This window comes from Streptomyces sp. NPDC101234, assembly GCF_044767525.1.
Lineage (GTDB): Bacteria > Actinomycetota > Actinomycetes > Streptomycetales > Streptomycetaceae > Streptomyces > Streptomyces sasae.
The window spans coordinates 17,653-42,562 of record NZ_JBIWOA010000053.1 but is presented as its reverse complement, the minus strand read 5'-3'; the positions used below and the strand labels follow the sequence as shown (position 1 = coordinate 42,562).

28 protein-coding genes and 2 pseudogenes are annotated in these 24,910 nt (G+C 67.2%); 14 read left to right on the top strand and 16 right to left on the bottom strand.

Annotated elements, in window-relative coordinates:
* Positions 1-74: 74 nt before the first annotated feature.
* Positions 75-740, bottom strand: a complete 666-nt coding sequence (locus ACIRR9_RS50790; protein ID WP_403767267.1) for a recombinase family protein — start codon at positions 738-740, stop codon at positions 75-77.
* Positions 741-990: 250 nt separating this feature from the next.
* On the opposite strand from ACIRR9_RS50790, the gene ACIRR9_RS50785 reads away from it, so the two are divergent.
* From ACIRR9_RS50785 to ACIRR9_RS50775, 3 genes are read left to right on the top strand one after another with little or no spacing between them, the layout of a single operon-like run.
* The gene (locus ACIRR9_RS50785) at positions 991-1,383 is read left to right on the top strand and encodes a GntR family transcriptional regulator (RefSeq protein ID WP_403767264.1); all 393 of its coding nucleotides are present in this window, start codon (positions 991-993) and stop codon (positions 1,381-1,383) included.
* A gap of 43 nt (positions 1,384-1,426) precedes the next feature.
* Complete coding sequence (locus tag ACIRR9_RS50780; RefSeq protein WP_403767262.1) at positions 1,427-2,311, top strand: ABC transporter ATP-binding protein; 885 nt, start codon at positions 1,427-1,429, stop codon at positions 2,309-2,311.
* On the top strand, positions 2,308-2,940 hold the full coding sequence (locus ACIRR9_RS50775; protein WP_403767259.1) for an ABC-2 transporter permease: 633 nt from the start codon (positions 2,308-2,310) through the stop codon (positions 2,938-2,940). Before ACIRR9_RS50780 ends, ACIRR9_RS50775 begins: the two co-directional genes overlap by 4 nt.
* Positions 2,941-2,994: 54 nt before the next feature.
* Here the strand turns inward: ACIRR9_RS50775 and ACIRR9_RS50770 are convergent, their stop codons facing one another.
* The 3 genes from ACIRR9_RS50770 to ACIRR9_RS50760 are packed head-to-tail and all read right to left on the bottom strand — an operon-like array spanning position 2,995 to position 6,766.
* Positions 2,995-4,191 (bottom strand): TniQ family protein, encoded by a 1,197-nt coding sequence (locus tag ACIRR9_RS50770; RefSeq protein WP_403767256.1) that lies wholly within the window; start codon positions 4,189-4,191, stop codon positions 2,995-2,997.
* Entirely contained in the window at positions 4,188-5,102 is a 915-nt protein-coding gene (locus ACIRR9_RS50765) for a TniB family NTP-binding protein (RefSeq protein WP_403767253.1), read from the bottom strand. The genes ACIRR9_RS50770 and ACIRR9_RS50765 overlap by 4 nt, the downstream gene beginning before the upstream one ends.
* Positions 5,099-6,766, bottom strand: coding sequence for a Mu transposase C-terminal domain-containing protein (locus ACIRR9_RS50760; RefSeq protein WP_403767250.1), 1,668 nt, complete (start codon positions 6,764-6,766; stop codon positions 5,099-5,101). The genes ACIRR9_RS50765 and ACIRR9_RS50760 overlap by 4 nt, the downstream gene beginning before the upstream one ends.
* Before the next feature lie 149 nt (positions 6,767-6,915).
* Between ACIRR9_RS50760 and ACIRR9_RS50755 the strand changes: the two genes are divergently transcribed.
* The gene (locus tag ACIRR9_RS50755; RefSeq protein WP_403767247.1) at positions 6,916-7,398 is read left to right on the top strand and encodes a hypothetical protein; all 483 of its coding nucleotides are present in this window, start codon (positions 6,916-6,918) and stop codon (positions 7,396-7,398) included.
* A gap of 88 nt (positions 7,399-7,486) precedes the next feature.
* Here the strand turns inward: ACIRR9_RS50755 and ACIRR9_RS50750 are convergent, their stop codons facing one another.
* Together ACIRR9_RS50750 and ACIRR9_RS50745 are read right to left on the bottom strand one after the other, a co-directional pair.
* The gene (locus ACIRR9_RS50750) at positions 7,487-8,785 is read right to left on the bottom strand and encodes a transposase (RefSeq protein ID WP_403767244.1); all 1,299 of its coding nucleotides are present in this window, start codon (positions 8,783-8,785) and stop codon (positions 7,487-7,489) included.
* 55 nt (positions 8,786-8,840) lie between these two features.
* Positions 8,841-9,098 (bottom strand): transposase, encoded by a 258-nt coding sequence (locus ACIRR9_RS50745; RefSeq protein WP_403767241.1) that lies wholly within the window; start codon positions 9,096-9,098, stop codon positions 8,841-8,843.
* A gap of 137 nt (positions 9,099-9,235) precedes the next feature.
* Between ACIRR9_RS50745 and ACIRR9_RS50740 the strand changes: the two genes are divergently transcribed.
* The 4 genes from ACIRR9_RS50740 to ACIRR9_RS50725 all read left to right on the top strand — a co-directional run bounded on the left by ACIRR9_RS50740 (position 9,236) and on the right by ACIRR9_RS50725 (position 11,559).
* The gene (locus ACIRR9_RS50740; protein WP_403767238.1) at positions 9,236-9,517 is read left to right on the top strand and encodes a hypothetical protein; all 282 of its coding nucleotides are present in this window, start codon (positions 9,236-9,238) and stop codon (positions 9,515-9,517) included.
* The gene (locus ACIRR9_RS50735) at positions 9,451-10,848 is read left to right on the top strand and encodes a hypothetical protein (RefSeq protein WP_403767310.1); all 1,398 of its coding nucleotides are present in this window, start codon (positions 9,451-9,453) and stop codon (positions 10,846-10,848) included. Before ACIRR9_RS50740 ends, ACIRR9_RS50735 begins: the two co-directional genes overlap by 67 nt.
* Complete coding sequence (locus ACIRR9_RS50730; RefSeq protein WP_403767302.1) at positions 10,788-10,934, top strand: hypothetical protein; 147 nt, start codon at positions 10,788-10,790, stop codon at positions 10,932-10,934. The genes ACIRR9_RS50735 and ACIRR9_RS50730 overlap by 61 nt, the downstream gene beginning before the upstream one ends.
* 154 nt (positions 10,935-11,088) lie before the next feature.
* The gene (locus ACIRR9_RS50725; RefSeq protein WP_403767235.1) at positions 11,089-11,559 is read left to right on the top strand and encodes a hypothetical protein; all 471 of its coding nucleotides are present in this window, start codon (positions 11,089-11,091) and stop codon (positions 11,557-11,559) included.
* Here the strand turns inward: ACIRR9_RS50725 and ACIRR9_RS50720 are convergent.
* From ACIRR9_RS50720 to ACIRR9_RS50710, 3 genes are all read right to left on the bottom strand, one after another.
* The gene (locus ACIRR9_RS50720; protein WP_403767300.1) at positions 11,554-11,817 is read right to left on the bottom strand and encodes a hypothetical protein; all 264 of its coding nucleotides are present in this window, start codon (positions 11,815-11,817) and stop codon (positions 11,554-11,556) included. The two genes, ACIRR9_RS50725 and ACIRR9_RS50720, sit on opposite strands and share 6 nt — an antisense overlap.
* On the bottom strand, positions 11,748-12,332 hold the full coding sequence (locus tag ACIRR9_RS50715; protein WP_403767232.1) for a hypothetical protein: 585 nt from the start codon (positions 12,330-12,332) through the stop codon (positions 11,748-11,750). Before ACIRR9_RS50715 ends, ACIRR9_RS50720 begins: the two co-directional genes overlap by 70 nt.
* 139 nt (positions 12,333-12,471) lie before the next feature.
* A complete protein-coding gene (locus tag ACIRR9_RS50710; protein WP_403767229.1) occupies positions 12,472-13,515 on the bottom strand; it encodes a tyrosine-type recombinase/integrase in 1,044 nt (347 codons plus the stop codon).
* Positions 13,516-14,022: 507 nt separating this feature from the next.
* On the opposite strand from ACIRR9_RS50710, the gene ACIRR9_RS50705 reads away from it, so the two are divergent.
* Positions 14,023-14,991: a hypothetical protein gene (locus ACIRR9_RS50705; protein ID WP_403767298.1), complete on the top strand. Its 969-nt coding sequence runs from the start codon at positions 14,023-14,025 to the stop codon at positions 14,989-14,991.
* Between the two features lie 51 nt (positions 14,992-15,042).
* Here the strand turns inward: ACIRR9_RS50705 and ACIRR9_RS50700 are convergent, their stop codons facing one another.
* The 3 genes from ACIRR9_RS50700 to ACIRR9_RS50690 all read right to left on the bottom strand — a co-directional run bounded on the left by ACIRR9_RS50700 (position 15,043) and on the right by ACIRR9_RS50690 (position 17,435).
* A complete protein-coding gene (locus ACIRR9_RS50700) occupies positions 15,043-15,522 on the bottom strand; it encodes a hypothetical protein (protein WP_403767226.1) in 480 nt (159 codons plus the stop codon).
* A 4-nt stretch (positions 15,523-15,526) separates the two neighbouring features.
* Positions 15,527-16,000: an integrase gene (locus ACIRR9_RS50695; protein ID WP_403767224.1), complete on the bottom strand. Its 474-nt coding sequence runs from the start codon at positions 15,998-16,000 to the stop codon at positions 15,527-15,529.
* A gap of 322 nt (positions 16,001-16,322) precedes the next feature.
* Complete coding sequence (locus ACIRR9_RS50690; protein ID WP_403767221.1) at positions 16,323-17,435, bottom strand: RICIN domain-containing protein; 1,113 nt, start codon at positions 17,433-17,435, stop codon at positions 16,323-16,325.
* A 495-nt stretch (positions 17,436-17,930) separates the two neighbouring features.
* Between ACIRR9_RS50690 and ACIRR9_RS50685 the strand changes: the two genes are divergently transcribed.
* Positions 17,931-18,920, top strand: coding sequence for a tetratricopeptide repeat protein (locus ACIRR9_RS50685; RefSeq protein WP_403767218.1), 990 nt, complete (start codon positions 17,931-17,933; stop codon positions 18,918-18,920).
* A 126-nt stretch (positions 18,921-19,046) separates the two neighbouring features.
* On the opposite strand, the gene ACIRR9_RS50680 is transcribed toward ACIRR9_RS50685, so the two are convergent.
* On the bottom strand, positions 19,047-19,385 hold the full coding sequence (locus tag ACIRR9_RS50680; protein WP_403767216.1) for a resolvase: 339 nt from the start codon (positions 19,383-19,385) through the stop codon (positions 19,047-19,049).
* 496 nt (positions 19,386-19,881) lie between these two features.
* Between ACIRR9_RS50680 and ACIRR9_RS50675 the strand changes: the two genes are divergently transcribed.
* On the top strand, positions 19,882-20,157 hold the full coding sequence (locus ACIRR9_RS50675; RefSeq protein ID WP_403767212.1) for a hypothetical protein: 276 nt from the start codon (positions 19,882-19,884) through the stop codon (positions 20,155-20,157).
* A 14-nt stretch (positions 20,158-20,171) separates the two neighbouring features.
* Here ACIRR9_RS50675 and ACIRR9_RS50670 read toward each other — a convergent pair.
* Positions 20,172-20,330, bottom strand: a pseudogene (locus tag ACIRR9_RS50670) (transposase); the annotation flags it as partial.
* A 19-nt stretch (positions 20,331-20,349) separates the two neighbouring features.
* On the bottom strand, positions 20,350-21,843 hold the full coding sequence (locus ACIRR9_RS50665) for a transposase (protein ID WP_403767209.1): 1,494 nt from the start codon (positions 21,841-21,843) through the stop codon (positions 20,350-20,352).
* A gap of 121 nt (positions 21,844-21,964) precedes the next feature.
* Between ACIRR9_RS50665 and ACIRR9_RS50660 the strand changes: the two are divergent.
* A pseudogene (locus ACIRR9_RS50660) lies at positions 21,965-22,129 on the top strand (transposase); the annotation flags it as partial.
* Positions 22,130-22,271: 142 nt separating this feature from the next.
* Here the strand turns inward: ACIRR9_RS50660 and ACIRR9_RS50655 are convergent.
* On the bottom strand, positions 22,272-23,357 hold the full coding sequence (locus tag ACIRR9_RS50655; RefSeq protein ID WP_403767206.1) for an endonuclease/exonuclease/phosphatase family protein: 1,086 nt from the start codon (positions 23,355-23,357) through the stop codon (positions 22,272-22,274).
* A gap of 330 nt (positions 23,358-23,687) precedes the next feature.
* Between ACIRR9_RS50655 and ACIRR9_RS50650 the strand changes: the two genes are divergently transcribed.
* Together ACIRR9_RS50650 and ACIRR9_RS50645 are read left to right on the top strand one after the other, a co-directional pair.
* Positions 23,688-23,972 (top strand): hypothetical protein, encoded by a 285-nt coding sequence (locus ACIRR9_RS50650; RefSeq protein WP_403767203.1) that lies wholly within the window; start codon positions 23,688-23,690, stop codon positions 23,970-23,972.
* Between the two features lie 525 nt (positions 23,973-24,497).
* Positions 24,498-24,890: a hypothetical protein gene (locus ACIRR9_RS50645; protein WP_403767201.1), complete on the top strand. Its 393-nt coding sequence runs from the start codon at positions 24,498-24,500 to the stop codon at positions 24,888-24,890.
* The last annotated feature ends 20 nt before the right edge of the window (positions 24,891-24,910 follow it).

Here is a 24,910-nt window from a genome sequence, read left to right as displayed (position 1 = left end):
CAGTGGGGTGGGAACTGAATACCTGAGAAAGGGGCCGTGACCCGATTTTGCAGACAAAGGTGCTGCTCAGGCGCCTACGCGGTTGAGGTTCGTTCGGCGTCGTGAGCCTTGAACGCGTTGTAGAGCGCGCGGAGAGAAACGGTCCGCTCCTCGCCGCTGGCGGTCTTGTACGTCAACCCCTTGGCGATACTGGTGACGGACTCGCCGTCAGCCCGGCGACCAAGCGCGACGCGCATCATGTCCTTAGAGATCACTACGGGGCGGCCGCCGTGCCGACCTTCGGCGGCGGCCAGGGCGAGCCCATCGCGGGTCCGCTCGATCATCATCTCGCGTTCGATCTGGGCGAAACCGGCCAGTACTGCGAAGAAGATCTGCCCCATGCCGCGGGGGTCGTAGACGCCGGCGAGCGGCCCGGACAGGATCTCCAGCTTGGCCTCGAGGTCTTGCAGGGACCAGGCGGTCTCCATGATCTCCCGCATGTCGCGGCCCATGCGGTCCAGCTTGCTCACCACCAGGGTGTCGCCGGGGCGTAGCCGGGAGCATACCTCCTCCCACTGCGGACGGGGACTGCCCGCTTTGCCGGACTTCTTCTCGGCGAAGATGTTGGTCGCGGTGACGCCGGCCTCGTCCAGCGCGGCCAGCTGGACCTCCAGGGTCTGGCCCCGGGTGGAGACCCGGGCGTATCCGAAGCGGCCGTAGTCGATCGGTCGGGCGTCGGGCTTCGCAGGGCGCTTCGTCACGCGCCGAGCGTGCATCAAACCCGTGCATCTAGTCAACGGCGCCATCACCTTTGATGCACGGGTTGATGCACGATCGGGATGGGTCGAATCGGGCATCCGTCGAGGTCGGGCCGATCGTGCATCTAACAATCGTTTAATTCCATCACCCGCAACCCCAAAGACCCTCATTGCCACCGAGCCTTGTGCACCTACCGTACTGACTGTATATATTGCTCATGTACAGATGAGGCCGTGAGGTTGAGAGGGCGTCATGCGGGTCGTCTTGTCGAACAGCTCCCAGGTGCCGCTCTATGAGCAGATCAAGGAACAGATCGGGGCGGCAATCCTCGCCGGTGACCTCGCCGAGGGTGCCACGCTGCCGTCTGTCCGGGTGCTTGCGCGCGACCTGCGGATCAGCGTCATCACCACGACGCGTGCCTACACCGAACTGGCGGCCGAGGGATTCATCACGACAGTGCCCGGCAAGGGCGCCTTCGTCCAGTCGCTGGACCGCGAGCTCGTGCGCGAGCAACGGGTGCGGCAGGTGGAGGCCGGGCTCCAGGCCGCGCTCGACGCCGCCCGCCCGGCCGGGCTGGGCCGCGACGACCTGGTGGAGATCCTCGACGCACTGATCCGGGCAGAGCAACAGGAAGCAGCTTCCTGATGCTGCTAGCCCGGTTGACACGATGGAGGGAGGGGATCCGCCGGTGGATCCAGAGTTCGCATTCGCCTTCCGTGGGGTGGATGCCACGGTGGGCCGGTTCCGGCTGCGGAACGTCAGCTTTTCACTTCCGCAGGGCTATGTCATGGGCTTCGTCGGAGCCAACGGCGCCGGCAAGACCACATCCATCCGGTGCCTGCTTGGGATACAGCGGATCGAGCGGGGCGAGATCGAGGTGCTCGGCCACCGCGTCCCGGCCCCGGTCGCCCTCCGACAGGATGTCGGGGTGGTACTCGACCACACCTACCTCGTCGGGGAATGGCGGCTAAGCGAGGTGGAGCGGGCGGTCGGGCCCTTCTACGACCGCTGGGACACCGCGCGGTACCACGACCTGCTCGGCGAGTTCGGCCTGGACCCCCGGGCCCGTGTCAAGGACCTGTCCCGAGGCATGGCCGTGAAGCTGATGATCACGATCGCACTGTCCCACCGCGCGCGGCTGCTCGTGTTCGACGAGCCGACCAGCGGCCTGGACCCGGCAGCGCGGGACGAACTCTCGGCGATCCTCGGCGACTTCCTCACCGACGAGCGGCACAGCGTCCTGTTCTCCACGCACATCACCTCCGACCTGGAGCGTATCGGCGACTACCTGACGCTCATCCACGACGGCCGGATCGTCGCCACCGGGACCAAGGACGAGATCCTGGACGGCTACCGCATCGTGCGTGCCGGCCCGGACGACCTCGCAGACGTCGTCGGCATACCCCTGATCGGCGTCCGGCGCACCGGCGTGGGAGTCCAGGCCCTCGTCGCCACCGAGGACGCCGAACTGCTTGGCGACCGAGTCGTAATCGATCCGCCCAGCCTTGAGGAGATCGCCGTCCACATCGGAGCGTCCGAGCACCCCCGAATTCCCGTGAAGGAGTATTCATGACCGCCTCCGTCCGCGTCGCGGTGCTGAACCTCCGAACCGTGGCGCCCTACCGCCGCCAGATCGTCCTCACGCCGCTGCTGGTCGTGGCGATCATGTACAACCGGCCGGAGGTCGTCGTCCCCGGGTTGACCATGCTGTGCGCCTCGACGACCGCCAGCTACCCGTTCATGGTCTCGGAGCGCGCGGACCTCGAGACGCTGTACGCGGTCCTACCCCTGACCCGCCGCTCACTTGTGCTCGGCCACTACCTTTGGGCACTGGCGATCTTCGCCGTCACGGCGGGCCTCGGGGCGCCAGCGGCCCTGATCCTCGCCCAGCAACAGCACATCGCGTTTACAGGACACACGGTCGCGACGGTCGTGACGGTGTCCTGGGCGGCGTTCACACTGGCCGTCTCAATCCAGTTCCCGCTGTTCATCAGGTTCGGGTTCACCAGGGCCGGTCTGCTGGCCACCACCCTTCCGATCAGCGTCGTCGCGGTCGCCGCCACCCGCCTCCACATGCACATCACCCCGGATGCGACGGTCCTCGCGTTGCTCACGGCCAGCGGTGCGGCGCTGCTCGCGGCGTCCGCGGCCGCATCGACAGCGCTCGATCCCCGCCGGACGGGTGCACCGGCATCCAGTTAGCCCACTCGGAACAAGACACGTGACTCCAGGTCCAAGCGGGGAAGTGGAACGCCGTCAGATGAGGTCGAGGCGGCCCAGTTCGCGGGCGCCTGGCAGAAACGCGGCGGGGATGCCCTCCCCGTACAGGGAGGCACGTTGCTTCTCATAGTCGTTGAGGGTGCGGCAGCCGCCGGTGAGCATGCCGAGGAGCTGCCGTGCGGTGTCCGGGTCGGTGCGGGCCTGGGTGAGCGCCTCCTCCCACGCGGCCATGGCGTCCCGCCAAGCGTGTTGGAACGGGGCGGGCTCGTCGCCGTCGTAGACGTAGGGGACCTGTAACTGGAGGGCGGAACCGAGTCGCCCGCGGACGGTGATCAAACCGTCGGCGGCCAGTTGGAACGCGGTGGCGGCGGCGTCCCACATCGTCTCCCGGACGTCTTCTCGCAGCTGCTCGAAGGGGCGCCAGACGTTCAGCCCGGCGCGTTCCCGGTGTCCGGTGGTCTGCCAGATCTGCTGCAACACTGCTTTACCGCAGGTGCCTTGACTGCTGGCGGCGAGGCTGACCTCGTCCAGGAGGGAGCGCAGGAGGCGGAACCACACACCGGCGTGCACGCTTCTGCCGGGCAGGGCGACCCGGCCGGTGGTGAGGGCCTGATGGGTGCGGCGGTCCAGGGCGGCGCGGGGCGTCGGCAGAGGCTCCCTGGGGATGTCCCGGCCCAGGACCAGCCCGGCCCGGACCTCGGAGATCTCCAGAAGTCGGCAGTCGTGCTCGACGCAACTGGTCATCAAGGGCAACCGCCACATGAGCGACAGGCCACGCTCCGGGTCGGCGACGCAGTCTGGGCAGGCGCGCAGGGCGGGGCGAGAAAGAAGCCACGGGCCTGCCCATTCCGGCTTGAAGCGCAGCACGTGATGTGTCGTGGCTTTGCACGCGAACAGGACGGAGTTGTCACGGACATAGGCATCGAAGACCCTCTGCGCGTCCTGGGCGCCGACGGGCACCGTGTCGAAGAGCCAGGGCACCCAGCCGGCCAGCGTCATCGACCGTAACCGGGCGAGGTCCACGCCGGTCTTCTCCCCGAGCGCGGCGAGCATCGTCATCGGCGGGTCGATGTCGAGATCGGCCGACAGGCTCGGACCGACGAGGCCGAGATTGTGCCGGAGCAGTTCGTGCACCGGCATCTCGTACACCTCGGCGATCCTGCCCAGCCATGAGGAGAGTGCTTCCAGCGGGCCGGGCTGCGGGTGCAGCGGCCAGCGCCGCGGCCCGCTCACGTCAACTCGCGCTCGAACAGGCGGCGCCGTTCGCTCGGCCCGGCGTACGGCGCCAGCAGCAGGGTGCGCTGAGTGATGGCCTCCTCGCCGGACTCGATCGCCACAACGGCGGCGTCGGTGAGCAGATGGGCCAGCTCGCCGATGGTGCCCTCGCTCCGGGTGAGCAGGTAGCCGGCCATCTCGGCACTCGCGATCGGCGAGGGCCTGCGCAGCGGGAACGAGGCGGCGAAGCTGGCAAGCAGCGAGTAGGCGTCCTCGTCCGCTTCCCAGCGGGGCAGGGTGAGCGGCGCGAACCGGTTCTCGAGCTGGTCGTCCGCCCGGATGGCCAGATAGGCGTCCCGGGTGCCAACGCCGATCAGCGGGATGCGCAGCTCGTTGCCGAGGTAGCGCAGCAGGTTCAAGAACTCCCGGCGCTTGTCGCCGCTGCCGCCGAGGACGTTGTGGAGCTCGTCGATCACCAGCATGCGCACCTCGGCCACCCGCAGCAGCCGCAGCACCGTCTGCTCCAGGTCGGCCAGCCGGTAGCGCGAGCGCAGCGGTGCACCGAGCGCGGCCAGCAGCGCGGTGTAGAAGCGGATGACCGTCGGCTCGGAGGGCATCTGCACCGTCAGGACCGGGATCTGCTCGTGGTCCGGATGCGAGATCGGCGGGTGGGAACGGCGGAACTTCTCCACGATCATCGACTTGCCGTTGTTGGTCGGCCCGATTAGCAGCAGGTTCGGCATCCGCTGCTTGGACGGCCAGGCCAGCAGCGTCTCCAGCCGCCCCAGGGCCTCGGTGGCGCGCGGGTAGCCGATCCACCGGTCCGCTCGCACGTAGCGCAGACGCTCCGCGTTTGGCAGCCGCGCGATCTGCTGCGCGGCCGGGCGCAGGTGTGCCAGGTCAACCGTGTCGTCCTGGTCCTCGTTCACCACTGTTCGATCTCCTTGAACGGAGCGGCATCTGGCCTCTCGTCCTGCCCCGCGATCGGGGCGGGCGGCTTGGCCGGCGTCACGGAGTGCAGCCGGGACGCTGCCGCGACGTCCCTGCGCTGCCGGTCGCGGCGGGCCTTGCGGGTGGTGGCCGCAGCGGCGTCGGTGATCTCGCGCATCTGCGCCACCATGGCGAACAGCGCGTTCTCGTCGACCTCGGCGCGGCCCAGCTCGCGCAGCCGTGCCACGGCGGCCTTCTGCTCCCACGTACTGATCGGCGGCCGCGACGGTGTTCGGTAGGGCACCTCTGCATACGCGGTACCGTCCGGGTCCAGGACCCAGATCCGGCTGATGTCGCGCGGGTCCCGGCGCAGTACGAATCGGCCCAGCCGCTCGCGGCGGGCGATCCACGGCTTGAGTGCGTCGCTGAAGTACTGCACGTGGTCGATCACGAACCCCGACCGCGACAAGGTTCGGCGGATCACCGGCAGGAAGTCGATCAGGAACGCCGTCTCGTTCGTCACGGTCACTGGCCGCGGCGCCTCGGTGACCTTGTCGGCCCATACTCCGGCCGGGGTGCGGCCGAGCCGCTCGTGGACCTCACGGTGATAGCAGGCCACCGCCAACGCCAGCCACTTCTGCAACTCGCGCAGGGTCAGCGTGGCCTTGCCGTCGCTGTCGTAGGCGCCGCGCTCGGCAGTATTGGAGAACGTGGTGCCCGGCAGTTCGTGCACCAGATGCATCATGGTGCCGATCAGCCGCTCGATGATTCCGCCGAAGTGGGGCAGGCCACGCGGCCGGTAGCGCAGGGCGATGCCGTGCTGGTCACAGCCACGGCGCAGGGCCTCGCTCTTGAACTCCGCGGCGTTGTCCACATACAGCGCGTGCGGCTTGCCGCGCATCGGCCACACCGCCTCCACACCGAGGCGCTCCAGCCACGGCCGTTTGTCCGTCGCCGCGTGCGCCAGGCACAGCCCGACCGAGGTCGCCGACGGCGCCTCCAACGTCACCACCAGGCCCACTACGCACCGGCTGGCCACGTCGATCGCCGCCGTCAGATACGGCCGGCCGATCGGCAGCCGGTGCCGCTCGTCGACCACGATCACATCCACCGGCGTGTGATCGATCTGGACCTGCTCCAACAGCCCGGTGGCCGCGGGCGGCACACCCCCAGCCGACCGGAGAGGACGCGCCGCGTCGCTTCCCTCGCGTGCCGCGACCGATGCCACCGGGTCCAGCGCGGCAATCCGGCGGACCACTGTCCCCCGCGACGGGGACCGCAGGCCACGGGTCCGGCATTGCCTCGTGATCTCCTTGCAGATGGCCGCCACCGAGCGGCGCTGCCGCGTCAAGTACCGCCTGCGCAGCACCTCCTGGACGACCGTCTCGACGTCACCAGACAGACGCCCGCCGCCCCGGCCCCCGCTGGAGCGGCCCGGGAGCAGATCCGAAACCACGCCCTCGCCCGCGCGCCACCGCCCCAGCAGTACGTACACCTGGCGTCGGGAGATGCGTAGCTTTGAGGCGGCCTCGTCCGCCTCCGCCAACCCCACCCTGTTCTTCGCCGCGAGCGGCCCGATCACCTCGGCCTGCCGCACCGCGGTCTCCCACTTCTGGGGCAGCGCGGTCAGCACCCCGCGCTCGGCCACCGGTCCCTCTGCCATCCGGAAGCCCCTGTCACGCACACAACTACGGACAACTCGACCGTAGTGCAGGCGACTTCGGCATGTCCGGCGAGTTCATGCTCCCGTGCACGCGACGCCGAATCACCAGCTCATTCGTGCACGCGACTACGGGAACTGACAATGCCGCCATGACCGACGACGAGCACACTGAGCCCGCCGCGCCCTCCTTTCTGTCATGTGCCACCGAGGTGGCACGGCTGATGGATCTCGAAGATGCGGCCGATGTGCCGGAAGCCCGCCGCGCACGGCACCTGGCCCATGCGGTGCGCAAGTCGCTGCTTGAACGCGCCCACCTGCCCGAGGAGTTCTTCGCCCCGCTGCTGGCGGCAGCCGTCTACGACCCGGACCCCAGCTTCTGCCGCTGGTTCGTCGAACCCGCGGTCTACGCCTTCGGGCGCCGCCGAGTCATGACCGCACTGCTTGACTATCTACGGACCGGCACGGACGCGGAGCAAGCAGGCGCCAAGCGGGCCTGGTACTGCGCCCACGTGCCGCTCCGTGCCGACCGGTCCCCTGCCTACGCACCCAGCGGAACCCGCGATCCCGCCCTGGACAAGTCCCGCGATGTGATGGACGTGTGGCAAGAAGCTCTTCGGGGATCAGCAATGTGAGACGGTGCCATCGCCCTGGGGTTGTTGCTCACCCTGCCCACTTACGGGACAGCGCCTTGACTCTGTCGGTGATCTTGGATGGTCGAGGTCAGGTGCCGAGGGTTCGCCAGGACTTTGGCCGGGGTAGTTCGCGCTGGTCGAGGTAGTTCTGGAAGGCGGTCGGCCGGCGGGGTGTGGGTGCTTCCTCGGTCGGTGTCAGTCCGCTGAGGCGCTCGATGTTGACGGCGATGGCGGTCAGGACGTGCTGGATGTGGGCTTTCCGCTGTCCTCGGTAGCGGCAGTGGCGCATGCCGTGTCCGTGGGCGAATTCGTTGACCGTGCTCTCCACTCCGGAGCGGACCGCGTAGCGGGCCTTCCACTCGGGTGTCTGTTGTTCCGTGCGGACGCGGAGTTGCAGGTCGCGGAGCTCTCGCGGGGGAAATCCCACGGTGCGGGCGTTGTCGGCGGTGCTGGTGCACTGGGCGCGGACCGGGCAGGGGCGGCACTGACTCTTGGTGAACCGCGCCACGATCAGCGGGGCTGCGGTGGGTGAGGAGGTCGGGTAGGGGCCGTGCCAGCCCGCGCTGACCTGGCCCTGGGGACAGGTGACCTCCTGCTTGTCGTAGTCGATGTGGAAGTTGTCCCGGGCGAAGCCCTCGCCTCGGCGGTGTTGGCGGGTGGGGTTGCTGCGCGGTGGCCCGGAGACGGTGACCTGGTGTTCACGTGCGGCTTGTTCCAGGTGGGGCAGGGATGTGTAGCCGGTGTCGACCAGGTGCTCGGCGGGGAGCAGTCCACGGCGGGCGAGGCGGGTGTGGATGCCGGGCAGGACCTGGCTGTCGTGGGTGGTGGCTGCGGTGGTGGCCACGTCCGTGATCACGTTGGGGCCGTCGGGAGCACAGGTCTCGGTCAGGTGAGCGGTGAACCCCTTCCAGCTGATGATGTGTCCGTGGCGTGCGTAGCGTGCCGAGGTGTCGTAGGGCGAGACGATCGCCCGGGACGAGGGCGGCAGCCCGGGCCCGCCTTCCGTTTCGGCGGTGCGCCGGAGCAGGTGTCCTGCGTCGTCGCGGTGGTAGTTCTGCACCATGATCTGGCGCAGGGCCTGGATACGCGGGGCGGACGTGCGGTCTGCTCCGTGCCGGTAGAGGTGTTCCAGGAGCCTGACGGCGTCGTCGCCGGTGGCGAGGATTCTGGTCTTGGGTTTGGTGGGGTTCTTGCCCAGGCGGACCGGGCGGCCGTAGCGGCGGCCCCAGTCCTCATCGACCAGCCCGTCCAGCAGGTGAGGAGAGACGCCGGCGACTTCTTCCAGTGCGGCGCGGACCGCCTCGGTGACCAGCTCCAGGCGTGTCAGGTCCCGCACCGCGGCCAGGACATGGGTGGAGTCGGTACGCTGCGTGGTGCGCTCGCGCACCAGCCCGGCTTCCTTCAGGCGGGCCAGCGCGAGGTCGAGGAGGCGGTCGGCCCGGTCACCCTCGGCAAGACGGCCGCGGAAGTCCGTCAGGACTGTGGTGGAAGCCTGGATCGTCCAGCTCCATGGCCATGGCGTATTTGAAATCGATGCGGCAGCGCACCGCCTCGGCGGCCTGCCGGTCCGACAGACCGAGCACGAACTGCAGCACACAGACGGTGGCCAGCTGCGCAGGCGAGAGACCCGGACGCCCGTCCCGCGGGTACCAGTCGACGAAGTCCTCGTCGCACCACAGGCCATCCAGTCGGTCGCGCACCCATATCGCTGTCGTACCGTCCGGGTTGCTCGCCCGCGCGATCCGCGCGGTCAGAGGCGGGATTTGCTCACCGGAACGAGGACGGAGCGACAACGAGCACCTCGACGATCACAGGATCCTTCGGAACAGCCCCGAGCATGCCCGTTGATCACGCTGCCGCACCGGAAATCTCCAAGATCACCGACAGAGTCAAGCTAGCCGGAATTGTTGGACTGCCCGGCACTGTGCTTACTGGGCGAGATACGCCCATACTCGACGTCAAGTGGATTGACGCGCTTTGCACTATCGATGGGCCTTTGATTGATCTGTCCGGTGATCCGGCCTCCAGGCCGGTTCTGACCGAGGGGGGACTGTGCATTCTTCCGGCGATGACCAGCCCGCTGGTGAACCCAACACGCCAGACGAGCAAGCGCCGTTGATGTCCGTCGCGGCAGGGATACTCTTCGCTGCTCTGCCGGCGACCCCCGAGGAGCGGCTGGATGCGGTCGAGCAGCTCAGGGCAGTCGGGCCACGGGTGAACCGGGAGCTGGTCTCTCACTCGTATCTCACGGGAGACGACGAGTCGCTCACGGCGCAGGAGTTGTTCCTCGCTGATGAGAACGACGGCATGGCGCCTGAGTGGGAAGCCTTGCGTGCTAATTACGTGAGCAGGGCGATTGTAGTAAGCACGGTCATCCTGCTAGCCGCCCCCTCACTCGGCGACCGAGAAAGCGACGTGGCGCTGCGGGTTGGTTTTGGCCTGGACACCGAGAACACGCGGATACGTGATCGCCTCTTCGGCCCATTGGGCCGCCATATGAACCTCTCGCTCATCGAGGATCTACCGCACCACGAGATCGGCTTCGGCGACGCCTTCCGCCGCACTTGCCTGGGCGGTGTGCTCCATGCCCTGGGCAGCTTCGGCAGGGCGGCCGACGGGGTGCCCAGGCAGTCGTCGACGGCGGCGATCCAGTCGGTCTTCCCGGCGCGGGGCTGCGCCGGGGACTGGATCGACATCCGCGGAAGCGGCTTCGGCAGTACGCAGGCGGCTGGCCTCACACTCGTCTTCACCGCCTATGCAGGCGGGTGGGTTAGCGCCATCGTCGACCCGACCCACTGGAGCGACACCCACATCCGGGTCCAGGCCCCCACCGGCGTCGGCAACGGGCCGGTGGGCTTCCTGCAGGATCGGCCCAGCGGATCCAGCCAGACGGTGGCTGGCGCTGCCGAACAGCTCGCGGGCGAGGCCCTGGCCTGTCTGGGGCGGTCGGCCATCGGGTTCGCTCAGAAGTTACGTGACCTCGGGCCCAGGTTGGACGCTCCGCACATCTCGGCAACACCGGAAACCCGCTTCGCGGGCGGACCACCGAAGATCTTCGGTTTCCTTGGCAACTGCGCCACCCGGGCCATGCTGCGTCCGCGCGGACCGCTAACCCTCTCTTGGACGACTGACAACGCCGATACCGTGGAGATCCGGCCGACCGGCCCTCCCGAGCTCCCCGTGCCGCCGACAGGACTGCCCACAGCGGGATCCCACACCTTCCCCTCGGTCGCCACCACCCGCAGCTGGACCGGCACGTACACGCTCAGGGCCACCAATCCATGCGGCACTGTGAGCCGCGTCATCGACGTGGACAGCGCGAACGCAGGGCGCTCGTCCTGGCTGGCGGCGGCTCGAAAGGCGCCTTCGAGGTCGGCACCGTCCGCTGTCTGTACGACGTCTTCGGCTACCAACCGGACCTGCTGTGTGGGGCATCCGTGGGCGGCCTGAACGCCGCGAAGTTGGCAGAGGGGGCCGGGGCGCTACCCCAACTGGAAAGCATGTGGCTGGCGATGAAGGACTCCGCAGACCTTTAGAGCTCGTAACAGGATCTTGCTGAAGTGCCCCGGTCGGGCGTGACTGGCGTGAGGAAGCCTCCGATCTTGGAGGAGCCGACCTGATCCGGGCCGCGCGGCGGCCACTTCGTTCGGTCAACCCCCGGATGCCTCCTGCAAGAGCCACACTGAGCGGATGAGTTCTGGAATAGCATCTGACCTGGTCGTCGGCCTTGTGCCCCTCCTCGGTGTGAGTGTTGGTGCAGCAGCGACATTGCTCGTGCAGCGCAGCGCGGCCCGGGAGTCGCGAGCACGAATCGCCGAGGAGGGGCGCGCCGCACACCGTGCCGAAGTCAAGGCTGCGATCTCCAGCTATCTGGAGGCAGCACAGAAACTGCAAGGTGAGCTGGATGCCCGGGAGCGCGGGGAAGCCGCACCAGCTATCAAGGGCCTTGTTGAACGACTTTGGCTGGCCGAGAAGCAGGTCGAGATCATTAGTTCAGACGAACTTCAACTACCCCTCATCGCACACAACAGGGCACTGCATGATGTGTCCCGCGACCCGACGCAGTACCCGGACTGGTGGGTACACCTGGAACCGCTTCAGGCAGACCTGCTCCGTGCGGTAAAGAGGGAACTGCGCTTAGAGCTCGTGACACGATCATGATCCGGCCTTCTTGAGGCGCCTCCAGCAGATGAGGCTGCAGCCCAACGAGACGAAGGCATCGTGGAGTTCAAGGCGTCGTTCCCAGCGCACAGCCAGGCGTTTGAACTGGTGGAGCAGGGCGAAGGTCTGCTCGACGACGTAGCGGAGCTTGCCCAGGCCCTTGATGTTCGGGGTGCCCTTGCGGGAGATCACCGGCAGGATCCTGCGGCGCCGCAGCTGTTGGCGTACGGCCTTGGAGTCGTACGCCTTGTCGCCCAGGACGGACTCGGGTCGCCGTCGTGGTCGGCCTGGCCGTCCGGCTCGACGCAGTCGCCGATGGTGACGTCGTGGACGGTCCCGCCCTTGCGGGTCACGATCCAGGTGACGCGGTTGAGCGCGTTGTTGCAGTCGTTGGATCCCGCGTGACCGGTAGCCGTGTACTGGTCCTTGAGCGCGACGAAGCCGTCGGGATTGGTGACGCTGCGGATGTGCGCCAGCAGTTGAGAAGGGCGCTGCCGCAGTAGCCACCGGTAGGCGGGGCGTACGGCTTGTCCGCCTAGCAGCAGAATCATGCCGCAGCACAGATCGGCGCGGTCATACTTGCGCGCCCGCTGGTGCTCGGCGAGCCACTGCAGCGGCAGCCGCGTCCACTCCCGGCCGGCTTCCTCGGCTCCGCTGGCCATCCAGCGCTCCTGCCAGGTGCGGCCGGGCTGGTCCTCCAGCCAGTCCAGCAGCTTGATCAGACCGCGCTGTCGTGTGCGCAGGTTGGCGTCGCTGTCCGCGGTGAACGGCACGCGAGTGTGCGCTCCAGCACCTGTTCGCGCCGTTCCTCCGTCTGCCACCAGGTCGCCGGCGCTTCGCGTTTCTCCTGGCCGGGAGGCAAGGGGGCGTGACGGACGGGGGCGGAGGGCCGGGAAGTCACGGTCGCGGTGGTCATGCCGGGCCTCCACCGAGGGCGGCCGTGCCGAGCAGCGTCTGGAGAACCTCGGAACGGTAGCCTGGGGCGGGCATCACCGGTTTGACGGGCTCCGCAGCCTGCCGGGCGTGGTGGGCCAGCACGTGCGCGACGACCTCGTCCTCGGCGGGTTCGAGGTACTGCTCCGTGGTGCTGATGTGGAGATGGCCAAGGACCCATTGGACGTCGGTGAGCGAGAGCTTGGGGTCGAGCACCATGCGTTTGGCCGCGCTGTGCCGCAGGTCATGCAGGGTCCAGTTCGTTCCCAGGGTCTCGTTGGCCCGGGTGAACACCATGCGGGCCGCGTCGTAGCTCAACGGCCTGATCGGGCGCCGGAGGGTCCAGCGCAGCGGTTCCTCCCGCCCGTCGAGGGCCTGCGGGCGGATCTGCTGCTGGTACAGCCGCAGCCATACGAACGCGTCGCTGGAGGCGGGGATCCATTGCAGGGCCCGGGAGCCCTTGCGGATGACGCCGATCGTCTGGTCACCGGGGCTGACCCGGTCGCGGCTGACGCCGAGGAGTTCCGAGGCGCGCGGGCCGGCCGAGATGTAGAAGGCGACCAGCGCGCGGTCGCGGTGAGAGGGCAGGGTCGCGAACAGTTCGTTGAATGCCTGGTCGGGGATGCCGCGCGGGGTTCGCCGGGGTTCCTTCGGCTGGTAGGGGGCCCGGCGGGCAGGGTGTTTGAAGGCGTGCATCGGGTTGTGGTGGGCGTTGAGGTGCTCGTCCTCGGCGCGCTTGGTCTTCGGGAACGGGTTGAGCAGCGACCGTCCGTGCATGTCGCGGTGGTACTCGTAGAAGCTGCGGACGACTGCCCGCGCGTGCCTCCGGGTGCGTGCCGCGTAGTTCTCGCCCGCGTACCGCTTGCCGGTCACCGGATTGACCGACCCGGGCGCCGTGGCGTCCGGCCGCCGGGGCCGCGGCGGCTTCTTGACCATCTTCAGCCACAGTGCGAAGTCTCGGGCCTCCGCCCGGCCGGCCCGGTCCCACGGTACGTCGACAGCCCACAGGAACCTTCTCTGCACCAAGTCAAGCGAGGCGATCGCGAAGGGGTCTTCCTCGGACGGCTGCACTGCGTGAACTCCGTGAGGGAGAATGTTCGGCATGACGACTTGAAGAGCACTGGCCGGGCGAGAGCGTTGGCGACAGGTAGCGGACTGGAACACGGTTCCAGACGGTGATCGACGGGTCTGTGCCACTTGCAGGACACCCGTCTGCTCGTATCAGTATCGCTTCCATCCGCCCGAGTCCTCCATGTTCGAGCGCTGCATCCGGCTCGCTTGGTGTTCCAACTGCAGGGTCTACTCCGGCAACATGGTCCACGTTCCGCGGCAGCAAGTCCTTGTCGACCTCCTCACCTCTCTGCCTCCTGACCAGCGCGAGCGGCTCCTACGTTCGGAAACGCGAGTGATCGAGCTCCTGGACCGCCGGGCCAGAGGCGGCAAGGGTTAGGGACGGCGGCAATCCGCTCGCCCGTCGTTTGCCCGACCGCGTACGGTCTGCGCATGACGAGGACCACGCCGGCCAGACCGGTGTCCGTGGAGGCAGTGTTCCCGGAGCTGGCCCACTACCGAGCTCGGACAACCCGGTTGCACCCCAGACCGGGGCAGCCCGGCATGCACGACAGTCACGTCGGCGGGCCGATGCTGTGGCCGGACAGCGAACCCTGGCCGCTCTGCCACGAGCCGAACCAGCGCGAGAGCGAGGGTTACGCACCGGAGGAGATCCGCAGCGCCCGGGCCGCAGGGGTCTGGCCGCCGAGCCGACCATGGCCCCCCGCAGCAACTCCCGGACTGGACGACCCGGTGCCCTTCGTGGGGCTGGCCCAGTTCTTCCACCGTGACATCCCGGGCCTTGCCTGCGGACCCGACAACGCGGACCTGGTGCAACTCTTCCGCTGCCCCTTCACCCACGGCCCGCACCTGGAGCGCCGCTACCACCTGCGGTGGCGACAGGCCGGGCAGACCGAGCAAGCGGAACGCTTCCTTGCTGATCCGCCCCACGTGCCCCTGCTCCGATGGGAACACGAACTCCCCGAGCCCTGCGTCCTGCACCCGGAAGAGGTGGACACCTACCCCTGGGCGGAGGACGACACGCTGCCCGCCTCGCTGATCGCACGCATCGACGCGTGGGACGACGCCCAGGTAGCGGAACACGGCCCCAACGCCCCCAGCTACCAGTACGACCTGTCGATCCCGCCCGGCTGGCGCGTCGGCGGCTTCCCCAGCTGGGCGTCGACGGGCCCGATGACCATCGACTGCGCGTCCTGCGCAACCCCCATGCGGCTGCTGCTGACGGCCGAGGGCTACGAGATGGACGCCGGCTCGCACAGCTGGATGCCACTGGAGGACCGTGACCCGACCCTGAGCGGGAAGACGTCGATCCGGGGTGGCCAATCCGTTGCCCAACCCACTCGGCTCCGCTTCGGCCGGGACCGGGACCTGCACGTTTTCACCTGCCCGGCCGACCCCGGACACGCGCCCAAGTGGGTGCTCGCCTGAGGCGTTTGACGGCTTCTCTGCACCAAGTCAAGTGGTCGGCCCGACGGGCCTTCACTGGGTTCTGGGTGAGAGCCAGTCGCCTGTGTCGCGATGACGGCCGAGGCCGACTGCGGCGAACTCGTCGACATGATCGCCCTTTGCGGCGCCGAGCCACCGCAGCGCCTGAGAGATAGGAGTGCCGGTCGTCGGCGACGTCCCCCCTTCGGCCAGGCGCAATGGGCCAAGGACTACCTGGCCTGCATCCCAGACCTGGGCGGTCTGGGTTCCTGCCCCGCCGAAGTAATCGGCCTCGATGTAGGCCACCGGTCCTGTCTCCGAGCACGCGCTGAGCAGGCGATCGAAGCCCGCTGGAGCCTTCCAGAACCCGTCGAGTTCGGGCGCTCCGGCGACCGTGACCGCATCGAACAGCGCGTTGCTCATCGGCAGGAGCCAGAGGTGCTGGCTGAGAGGAACGATGCGGGCCTCTGTGGTGGAGCCGGCCAACTCGCGGAGCACGGATTGGGTGGCGATGACCGCCTGAAGGCAATACATCCCCTCATTCTCGCCTGGCCGCTGATCGCGGCGCGATGCCGGGTATGCCGAGGTCGACCGGCGCGACCCTGGCGAGCCGACGGGTCTGATCCCGCTTCTGGCGCAGGAAGGACAAGGTGAGGTCGATCCCTTCAATCTCACCGAGCCACCCCTTTGCTTCGGCCCGGGCCCGGCGGGCCAGAAGGTCGACCTCGATCTCGTCGAGGCGGGGCAGCATCTTCGGATTGATGTTGATCATGGGACATCTCAGACAGGCGTGCTCATGCTGGCAAGGTGTCGAGTAGGGACGGGCGCACCCTCCCAGCTCGACTTTGCGCTGGTCGAAGTGCTCCTCGAAGCCGAGCCATTCGGGTTCGGTGACCGGCCGGTACTCGTCGGTCGGCCTGACCTGACGGCGCCGGTCGAGAAAACCCTGGTAATGCCGGACGACATCCTCACTGAACACGGCGACGTAACCACGAGTCGTTTCAAGATTCAAATGTCCGAGTAGGGCCGCTCCACCTTGCGCTGATCCCGAACATAGAAGGCCGACGCCGCTGGCGGCCCCGGCCTCGGAACTGGGGACCTCGGGTAATCGACTGTCACGTATTCCTCGTACTGAGGGCTCGGGGTCACTGTGAGTGGTCGCCGGGGGCATAGTGGCGCCAGGTTCCTTCAGCCTCTTCGGCGAGGCGGGCTGTGGTGTCGTCGTTGTAGTCGAGCATCCGGGCGATCAGGTCGTCGCCGGGCTCGATTCCTGACGCCGCCCCCCCATGCGGCGGGTCTGCCGCATGGGAAACGCCGGGGCTCGGGCGGTGTGGTCAGTGCTGTTCGGGGGCCTTCACGGCCGGTCGGGGCCACGCGTCGGCGATGGAGGTGTTGGGGTCACGCGTGGTCCATTCGAGGACCACGGTGCCGTTGAGACGTTCGAGGACGTACTTGTCACTCCGGTACCAGATTCCCTCGGTGACCCGCTTCCCGGCGAAGTACTTCCGTTCGATGGTTACTTCCCTCTTGTGCTCCTTGACCTCCTCGTGGGTGGTGGTCACCTTCAGTTCGTGGCTGACGGTTGTGCTCAAGGAGGCGCCGAATCCCTTGAAGCCGAAGCTGGCCTCAGCGGTGACCGAGATGCTGGTGGTGTTCTCGACGGTCTTGGCATCAGTGGTCGTCAGGCCCACCGTCGTCTTCTCCGTGTGGGTGTAGTCCGAGGCGCCGCCGTGCTCGTAGGAGAAGACCCGCTCCCAGAAGCCGTACCGGCGCAGGATGTAGTAGGGGCTCTCCTTCGCCTGGCGCCGCAGGTCGTAGGCGGGGTCCTTGACCAGCGGGAAGGGATAGGCCATCGCCCCGACCTCCACCGACTCCGTCTTCTCGGAGGAGGTTGGACTGTAGTCGGTCATCCGGTGGATGTCGCCGATGCCGGGGTAGGTGGCGTCGGGCAGGTCGAGGATGGGCTTGTACTCGTCCTCGATCTCGAAGAGCCAACGCTGTGAGTCGGCGTTAGGGCTGTCGGCCTGGGTCCATTGCTGGAGGGGGGTCCCCGGATCCGTGCTGTAGGAGAAGGGCTGTACCAGCAACTGGCTCTTGTCGTTGATGACCTCGACGGCGCCGCCGGTCACGTCGTGCAGGAGCCACCGCTGGGCGGGCTGGTCGCTCAGCGGCTGAAGGTGGAACTGCTCCAGGTGCCATCCCGGACTTGCCGAGTTGCGGGCGACGTTCGCCACGAGGCCGCTGGCCTTGTTGGCCAGCAGGTACATGCCGAAGTCGAGCGGGAAGACATGCCAGATCTGGCTGGCCCGATTGTTGTCGGACTGGGGCTGGAGGTGCCACAGCTGAAGCTCCATGGACGCGTCATGGCTGTACGCCCCGACGTTCATGTACAGACCGCTGCGCTTGTTCTTGAGCCGGTACGACCTGCCAGCCGGGATCTGTGGCATCGCGGCCACCCTTTCACTCGCGGAGGATGAGACCCGCCGCTGCACTAGGCGGCACTTATCGTCGTGTACGCGCTATTGCGTCACTGAATGCGGCGGTTTAGGAGGATATAAGCCAATCATGAAAGCTTTGTGACGTCTAGGAAGCACTAAGCCACCTGCGCCTCGATCCACCGCGTAGTGGCCGGGCTGTGGACGGAGAAATCAGTTAGCCGCAGCGGTCAACAGCGTCAGCGTCGGGTTGCCGGGAAGGGCCCGATGCAGCTGATTCGGGCTTGACTGGTGAGCTCGCATGTTGAGGTGTCGCGTATTCCCGGCGAGGCCCGCAACTCATAACGTTGAGTGAGCCCCCACGAGCGTCGATCGCCATCTGTCCGACGGGAGCCCGAGTGATGCGGGTCTGCCGGCGGTCCGCTCCCCCTCAGCCACTCCGTACTGGACCAGCAGCTTGGTTCGGTGTTTTGTCCTCGTGGAGGGCCCAGCAACGCGCATCATGGAATGGTGGCCGACCAGCAGACGAACCGCACCCGCGAGTCCAGATCGACGATCGACCCCGCCCACGTCCTCACCCCCACGCAGTTACTGGCGGCGGTGTTGGTGCTGCTTGTGGTCTCAGTTCCCGCGTTCATTGCTGGTGCAGCCACGACCACCTCGCCTGGCTGGGTGCCAGCGATGTTCGCGGTCGCTGCGGTGCGTGACGTCCCGCTAGCTTTGGTCTTCGTCTACCGGCTCTTGACCAAGCACCGGCAGCAAATCACCAGCGACGCGGTCTATGAGCGGGCGGTATTGCAGGTTCCTCACGCAAGCCGTGCCCTCGATGAGTCACTCACTCAGGCGGGAGTCGACACCGAGGGCCTGGTGACCGGAACTGCCACCGCGGACCAGCAGGTGCGCACAGCCCTGGAACAGCTGGAAGCTGTGATGAGCATCCTGAGGGATCGTGCTGCAGAAGGCGCTGTGCCACCTGACGTCGAACTGAACCTGGCCAGGGCGCTGATGGCTGAGCGGCGGTGGGCAGAGGCGGCGGAGCACTTCGACAGGTACGTAAGCCAAGTCGACGCGGACTGGGAGGTTCATTACGTAAGGGGTGTAGCGCATGCGAATACCCGGGGAGGGCCGCCGTCCGACCTATCTGCGTGGCGGGCGTACAACGATGCGATTGCTCTGCTGCCAGATGATGCTGATCCGAATAGCACTGCTCGGCTGTTCACCTATCGAGGGGCGATGGCAAAACGCCTCGGCAAGTACGACCAAGCGGAGGCGGATCTGCAACTGGCCAGGCGGCACGCTACAGCCAACTACGAGATTACCGATATTGCTTACAACCTGGCCTCAGTCTATGCCATGGCTGGCCGCCGCGACGAAGCACTTACTGAACTACGAACGCTACGCGACCGCGGAGGCATCAATGTCGTTCACGGGCACTTGGACGACTACTTCAGCACGCTGCGCCGAGACCCCGAGTTCCGTCAGATCACAGGGACTTGAGCGTCGTAGTGTGTACTGCCCGTGTGTGCGACATACCCTGAGTTACCGGAGCCCGGCCGACTCCCCGACCTCACGGCCAGGGGGTGTTGGTAGGTACATCGGTACAGCGGTTGGCGCTGAGATTGATCATGGTCCGATCGGTGCGAGCGTACTGACACGGTTTTCGTACTCACGGCGGGCCTTGCGCTGGGCAGGGATCGCCCCGACGCCGTCGAGGACCTGGCAGCGGTCGAGGAGTTGGCGGCGGACCGCGGGCACGGCGGTGACGCGGAGGGTGTAGCCCGTGCCGCGCCGCAGGGCCTGACCGTGGCCGAGTGCGGCCCGCTCGGCGTCGTCCAGCCCTGCGGTACGGAGGAAGCCGGCGAACTTGCCAGGCATGTCGAGAGTGATGGGCAGCTCCGGGGCCTGGGCGCCTTCGTCGGCGGCGACGTGTTCGGGCAGGAGGTCGGCGACGGCGGTGCGCACGGCGCCGCGGCTGACGCTGTGCTCGCGGGCCAGCGCAGCGATGAAATGGCCCTCCAGGTAGGCGCAGCGGACGTCAGCGATCGTCTCGCCAGCGCGGGCAGGAGCTTGGTGGTGGAGACATGGGCGACGGTCATCATCGCCAGGATCATCGTGGTGACGGGTTCTCCAACGCCGAGTCCCACTCCTGGGAACCGCCCATGACGTGGGGATTCCCTGCCGCCGGCGTCGCGCTGATCACCGTGTTCGCCCTGTGGCAGAGCCACGCCCGGGACCCTTTGCCGCCCATTTACCGATTGACCGCCCAGCAGTCGCCCGCACCGCCCGTGAGCGCCCGCACAGCCTCCATCGCGCGGCAACACCGCACTACACAGCCCACCTGTCACGGAACGTCACAGATCACCGGTTCTGGCACAGCTTCTGAGCTTGTTCTTTATGGTCCGAGTCGCCTTGAGAGTGCGTGACGCGACCCGATCAGGGGCTGAGTAGCATTGTTGCCATGGCCAAGGGGATGGGGCGGCGGCCCAAGGTGGACCTGGACAGCGGCGTCGAGGACGTGACGCTGTCCATCCTGGAGTGGCTTGGCGGGCAGGGGGTCGGTGCCATGATCCGGGTCGATGCGGAGCGCATGTGTGACGGTCAGCCGGCGTGGACATTCGCCGCTTCTGGTGGGCCGCTGGACGGTGGGATGAGGGCCGACGGGGCCTCGGTCGCCGAGTGCATGGGCATGGCGCTGCTTCGATTGCGCGAGGCTGGGCTGGCTGTTCCATTCTGACGTCGTGTTCCGCCTCTGAGCTGATCGCGTTCGGTGATGCTTTCGGGGCGCCTGGTGGTCTTGCCCACGTCGTAGCGGGTGGCGGGCCTGAGGTTCTTCGAGCCAAGTGGCCTTCCAGGTCCGGGAGTTGATGGCTTCGGTGCACGGGCCGGACAGTGCAGAGGCTGTCGCACGGCTCCTGGGCGGTGAAGGTCAAGAGCGGTTCTTGGGCGTGTGATTGATGAGCTTGTTGAGGTTGTGCACCGTGCCGAGGAGCTTGATCTCGGCGTCCACTGCCTGGCGGCCGCGGTAGTTGAGGTGTCGTCCGAAGCGTTGGAAGATCTGGGCGAATCCCGGCTCGACCAGGGCACTGCGTTGACGGTACTGGGCCCGTCCTGTGGGGGTGGCGAGGCGGGCCGCCATGTCCTGCTGGCCGGCAGGGGCCTGCTGGCGTTTCGCGGGAAAGCCTGCCTGGTCAGCATCACTGGTGACCGAGACCAGCAGCGGGAGGCCGGCGAGGGTCTCGAAGGACGCGGCGGAAGCGTACCCACTGTCGGCGAGCCAGAGTTGGATATCGCCCGGGAGCTGTGCGGCCTGGTGATTGTGCTGGGTCTTCTTCACCATCGGAACGAGGGCCGTCCTGTCGGAGGGATTGTCGTGCGCTTCGATGGCCAGGAGGAATTGACGGCGGGCGCAGACGATCTGGATGTTGTATCCCTGCAGGTAGCCGCCGCGTTTGCCGGGAATCAGCCGGGAGTCGGGATCACTCAGGCAGGCACGGGACTCCGGGGAGGGGACGGGCCGGAGTGTGCGGGCCCGCTCCAGCCAGGCCCGCATTTTCGGCAGTCGCGTTCGCTGGCGAACGAGGACGGTCTTGTGCTCCATCGGGACCGGCGGCCGTCCGTTCGCTCCGCGACGTCCTGCCGCCCGGTCCTCTCGGACACGGAGCTCGTACTTCTCCAGCTTCTTCTGGTGAGCCTCGGTCTCGCTGGCCAGGCGCTTCTCTGCGCGGGCCACCATCCGCTCGGCGGCTTCGACCTTGATCCGGATCTCGGTGGGTGAGGGCATGGCCCGTTCATGCAGTCTGTCCCTGGCCAAGCGGGCCCGGGTGAGCCGGTCGCACAGCCGGGACAGGCGAGGCCAGTCGTCGCACACATCCTCGACATCGCCTTGTGCCGCCGAGTCCTCGGCCTCGACGCTCAGCGCGTGGTCGACTGCATCCTCCATCAGCGCGTGGATCTCTCTTTCGCACCGGGAGACGGTCTCCTCCAGGCGCTGGAGCCGCTGGTTGGCGTCGCGTGAAGCGTTCGCCTCCATCGGTGAGCCGTCCACGGCCACCGCCGAAAGATCGACCAGGCCACGTCGGCCGCACAGCGACAACACCTGCACGAACAGCGAGTTCAAGGCGGCACGGTGGCGTCGTACGAACCGCGCGACGGTGGAGTGGTCCACTCGACGGTTCGCGGTGATGATTCGACAGCCCACGTCGTCCCAGCAAGCATGCTCGATGCGACGGGAGGAGCGCACTCCCTTGCTGTAGCAGTACAGGAGCAACGCGATCAGGGTCGCGGGAGGGTAAGCCACGCCACCCTGGCCGTCGTCTCGGTAGCTGTTCTTGAATGCCGACAGGTCAAGCAACTCGACGACGTCGAGTACCTTCCAGCACAGGTGCTCGGGCGGCAGCCACTCCCGCACATCCCGCGGCATCTCAAGATCACGTTCACGGTCGCACGACAAAAAGTTCCGCCCCACCAGCCAAGATTCCGACGCCTCGCTGATCCACGGAACCGAACAACGAATCGCTCTTGACCTTCACCGCCCAGGAGCCGTGCGACAGCCTCTGCACTGTCCGGCCCGCGCACCAAAACCCTCAACTCCCGGACCTGGAAGGCCACTTGGCTCGAAGTACCGGCGGCCCGCCACCCACTACGACGTGGGCAAAACCGTGAAACGCTCCGAGAGCATCACCGAACGAAACCGGCTCAGACCATAAAGGACAAGGTGCGTGCCTGTTCTTGATGCGGACATGCCATAGCGAGGTGCGCAGCATGCCAGGGGCCCTGTGGAGTGATCCACAGGGCCCCTGGCTTTTTCTCAAAGTCGTGCCACTGATCGCTATGTCAGTCAAGGCCGCGTCAACTCGCCTTGGGATGCAGCGATACCGCCACACCGGCGTGATCGGACGGCCACAGTCCGTTGGGCGTCCGTTCGTTCACGCGGTCTCCGATCACTTTGGCGACGACCGCCGACAGCCGCTTGGGCTGGTAGAAGACGTAATCGATGCGATGGTCCAGCTTGGACGGCAAGTTGCGCAGATCGGGTTCCTGCTGGGCGGTGAATCCGCCCCCGGGACCATGAACAACCCGCCACGCATCGTCGTAGCCGCCGGAGGTGAACGTGCCGTACGGGCCCGTGGCATCGGTGGGCCGGGAGTTGAAGTCCCCGACAGCAGTGACCGGGTACGGCGACTGAGCCAGTGCAGTGTCCAGCTCGTTGCCCTGGGCGTTTCGGATGGATGGCACCGCCGGCTCCAGATGGGTGTTGGCTACCCGTACCGTTTCCGACTGACCGCTGAGCGGCCCGTCCGCGCACCCGCACCGGCTGGGGGCGAGGCTGACGTCTACCGCCGACCAGCCACGCGGGATGGTGATGGGACCGAGCGGGGTGGGGGCGACCAGCTTCGCCGCATAGAGGTGCGACTGCGGATTCGTCACCGGCAGCCCGTCCTCTACCAGGATCACGTCACGGTCAGTGAAGCTTGCCTTCTCGGTGGTGCTGATCGGCAGGGTGGCGCTGAGGGTCGTGTCGGTCGCGGCGGCGTGGTAGTGGAGACCTGCCGCGCGCAGCTCCCTGAGCAGGATGGTGAGGAAGTCATAGGTGGTTTGGAGGGAGCCGTTCAGTGGTCCCTTCTTCCACAGGGCGACTTCCTGCAGGCCGATGACCTCGGGATGTTCCCGCCGGATCAGCCGGGAGATCGCTCGGGCGCGGGACGGGAAGTCGGTGGCGACCATCTGGTTGTAGGCGATGTCGGCTCGCCTGACGAGCTCCTGAGGCGTGGAGGCTGTCAGCAGCGGCGTGAGGTCCGCGCCCTGATAGATGTTGTATGTGGTGACCTTCAGCTGCCGTGTGGGATCGGCCTGAGCCTGAGCTGGGGCGGCCAGGCCAAGCACCGTAGCCACCAGTCCCGCGACGGCGAAGAGTGCCGTCTTCCTGCGTCCCAATGCGCTCTCCTTCTCGTACTGACCCAAAATCACATCAACATGCAGATATCAGTACGAGGAGTCGAGGGCGCGATGACCGCAACTTATGGTCACCTGTTTGCTGCAGTACGTCACCCGTTCAAGTAGCTGAGGGGCCTCCACACTGTCCGCCGCAGGTATGGTTGAAGCTTGGGTGTGCGTGCATCGTTGGCTCTGCGAGTGAGGGTGGGAGTCGTTCCGAGGTGACTGCGGGAGTCACCTTCTGACCGAGTTTGCTGTGTCGGTTTGTTTTGACGTCAGAAGGAGTCTTGCGGTGGGAGCGTGGAGTGTGCTTCTCCCGTAGGGGGCTCGATGTCGGAGTCGAAGGTAGATCTGTACGCCGCGATTCGCCGTGACCACGACCGCAGCGGACTGTCCCAACGAGCCCTGCAGCGCAAGTACAACGTCACCTGGCGGGCCGTGCGCCAGGCCCTGGAAGGGCAGTGGCCTGAGCCGAGGAAGAAGCCACGCCAGCGCGAGTCCCGGCTGAACCCGTACAAGCAGCTGATCGACGCGATGCTCCGGGCGGACCTGGACGCGCCGGCGAAGCAACGGCATACCGCTCAGCGGATCTTCGACCGCCTGGCCGTCGCTTGACCCACGCCGAGCGGTACACCGCGTTGCTGCGGTGATCGACCCCGGCCACCCACACCGCCTCGCACACCGGGCACACCCGCCGTCCCGAACCGCTCAGCTCGGCCGCGGCCCGCCGCCGAATCCGCCGCGCACGCCGCCACTGCCTGGCCCGACACGCCGCAGAGCAGTACACCGCCCTCGGCGCGGCCCCCAATTTCAACGGAGCCTCACACACGGGACAGCACCGCTGAAACGGTGGCCCGACGAACCCGGACACACCGCCAGGCTAGGCGCACCCAAAGATCCAGATCAGGGGTTCAGACACAGGCACTGAACGTGACGGACGTTGGCTCAGCCCCCACGCCGAGGGAGTAGTCCGTCGGCTCATGGGCACGATGGCGTCTGTGGACCAGGGGCTGGCGGCAGTGTTCGGCGCAACAGTCGGTGTCATAGGTTCGGCGCTGACGGGCGTTCTCGCGTGGGCCGCCACGCGTGCGCAGCTCAGAACCCAACTACAGGCTGACCTTCATCGGTGGACGCGGGGGGGTGCGCCGCGACACCTACTTGGGCTTGCTCAACTCCGTGCGCGCCGCGCGCGGCGCGCTGGCAGCCTCTCTGGACGCCTTGCGGGTCAGTCCCGAGGGCGGTCAGCAGAGCATGACCGAGGCATGGAGACTCCTGAGTTCGGTCGAGACTGCCTCCGTGGCGGTCCGACTCGAAGGACCTGACGAGGTTGCCGCACCGGCAACTGATCTCGCCGAGGCCCTCTTTGCAGTGTTCAAGTCCGCGTATCCGTGGCGCGAGGGCGGTGCAATCGGCGAGCAAGAACTCGTCGCTGCCTACCGAGCGGCCTGCCGCACGCTTGAAGCCGCAGAGAACGCATTCATCACGACGGCGCAGCGGCATCTGGATATCGGTGGGAGTGCGCCCCGCCCGTGACCTCGGGTTTCACGGAAATA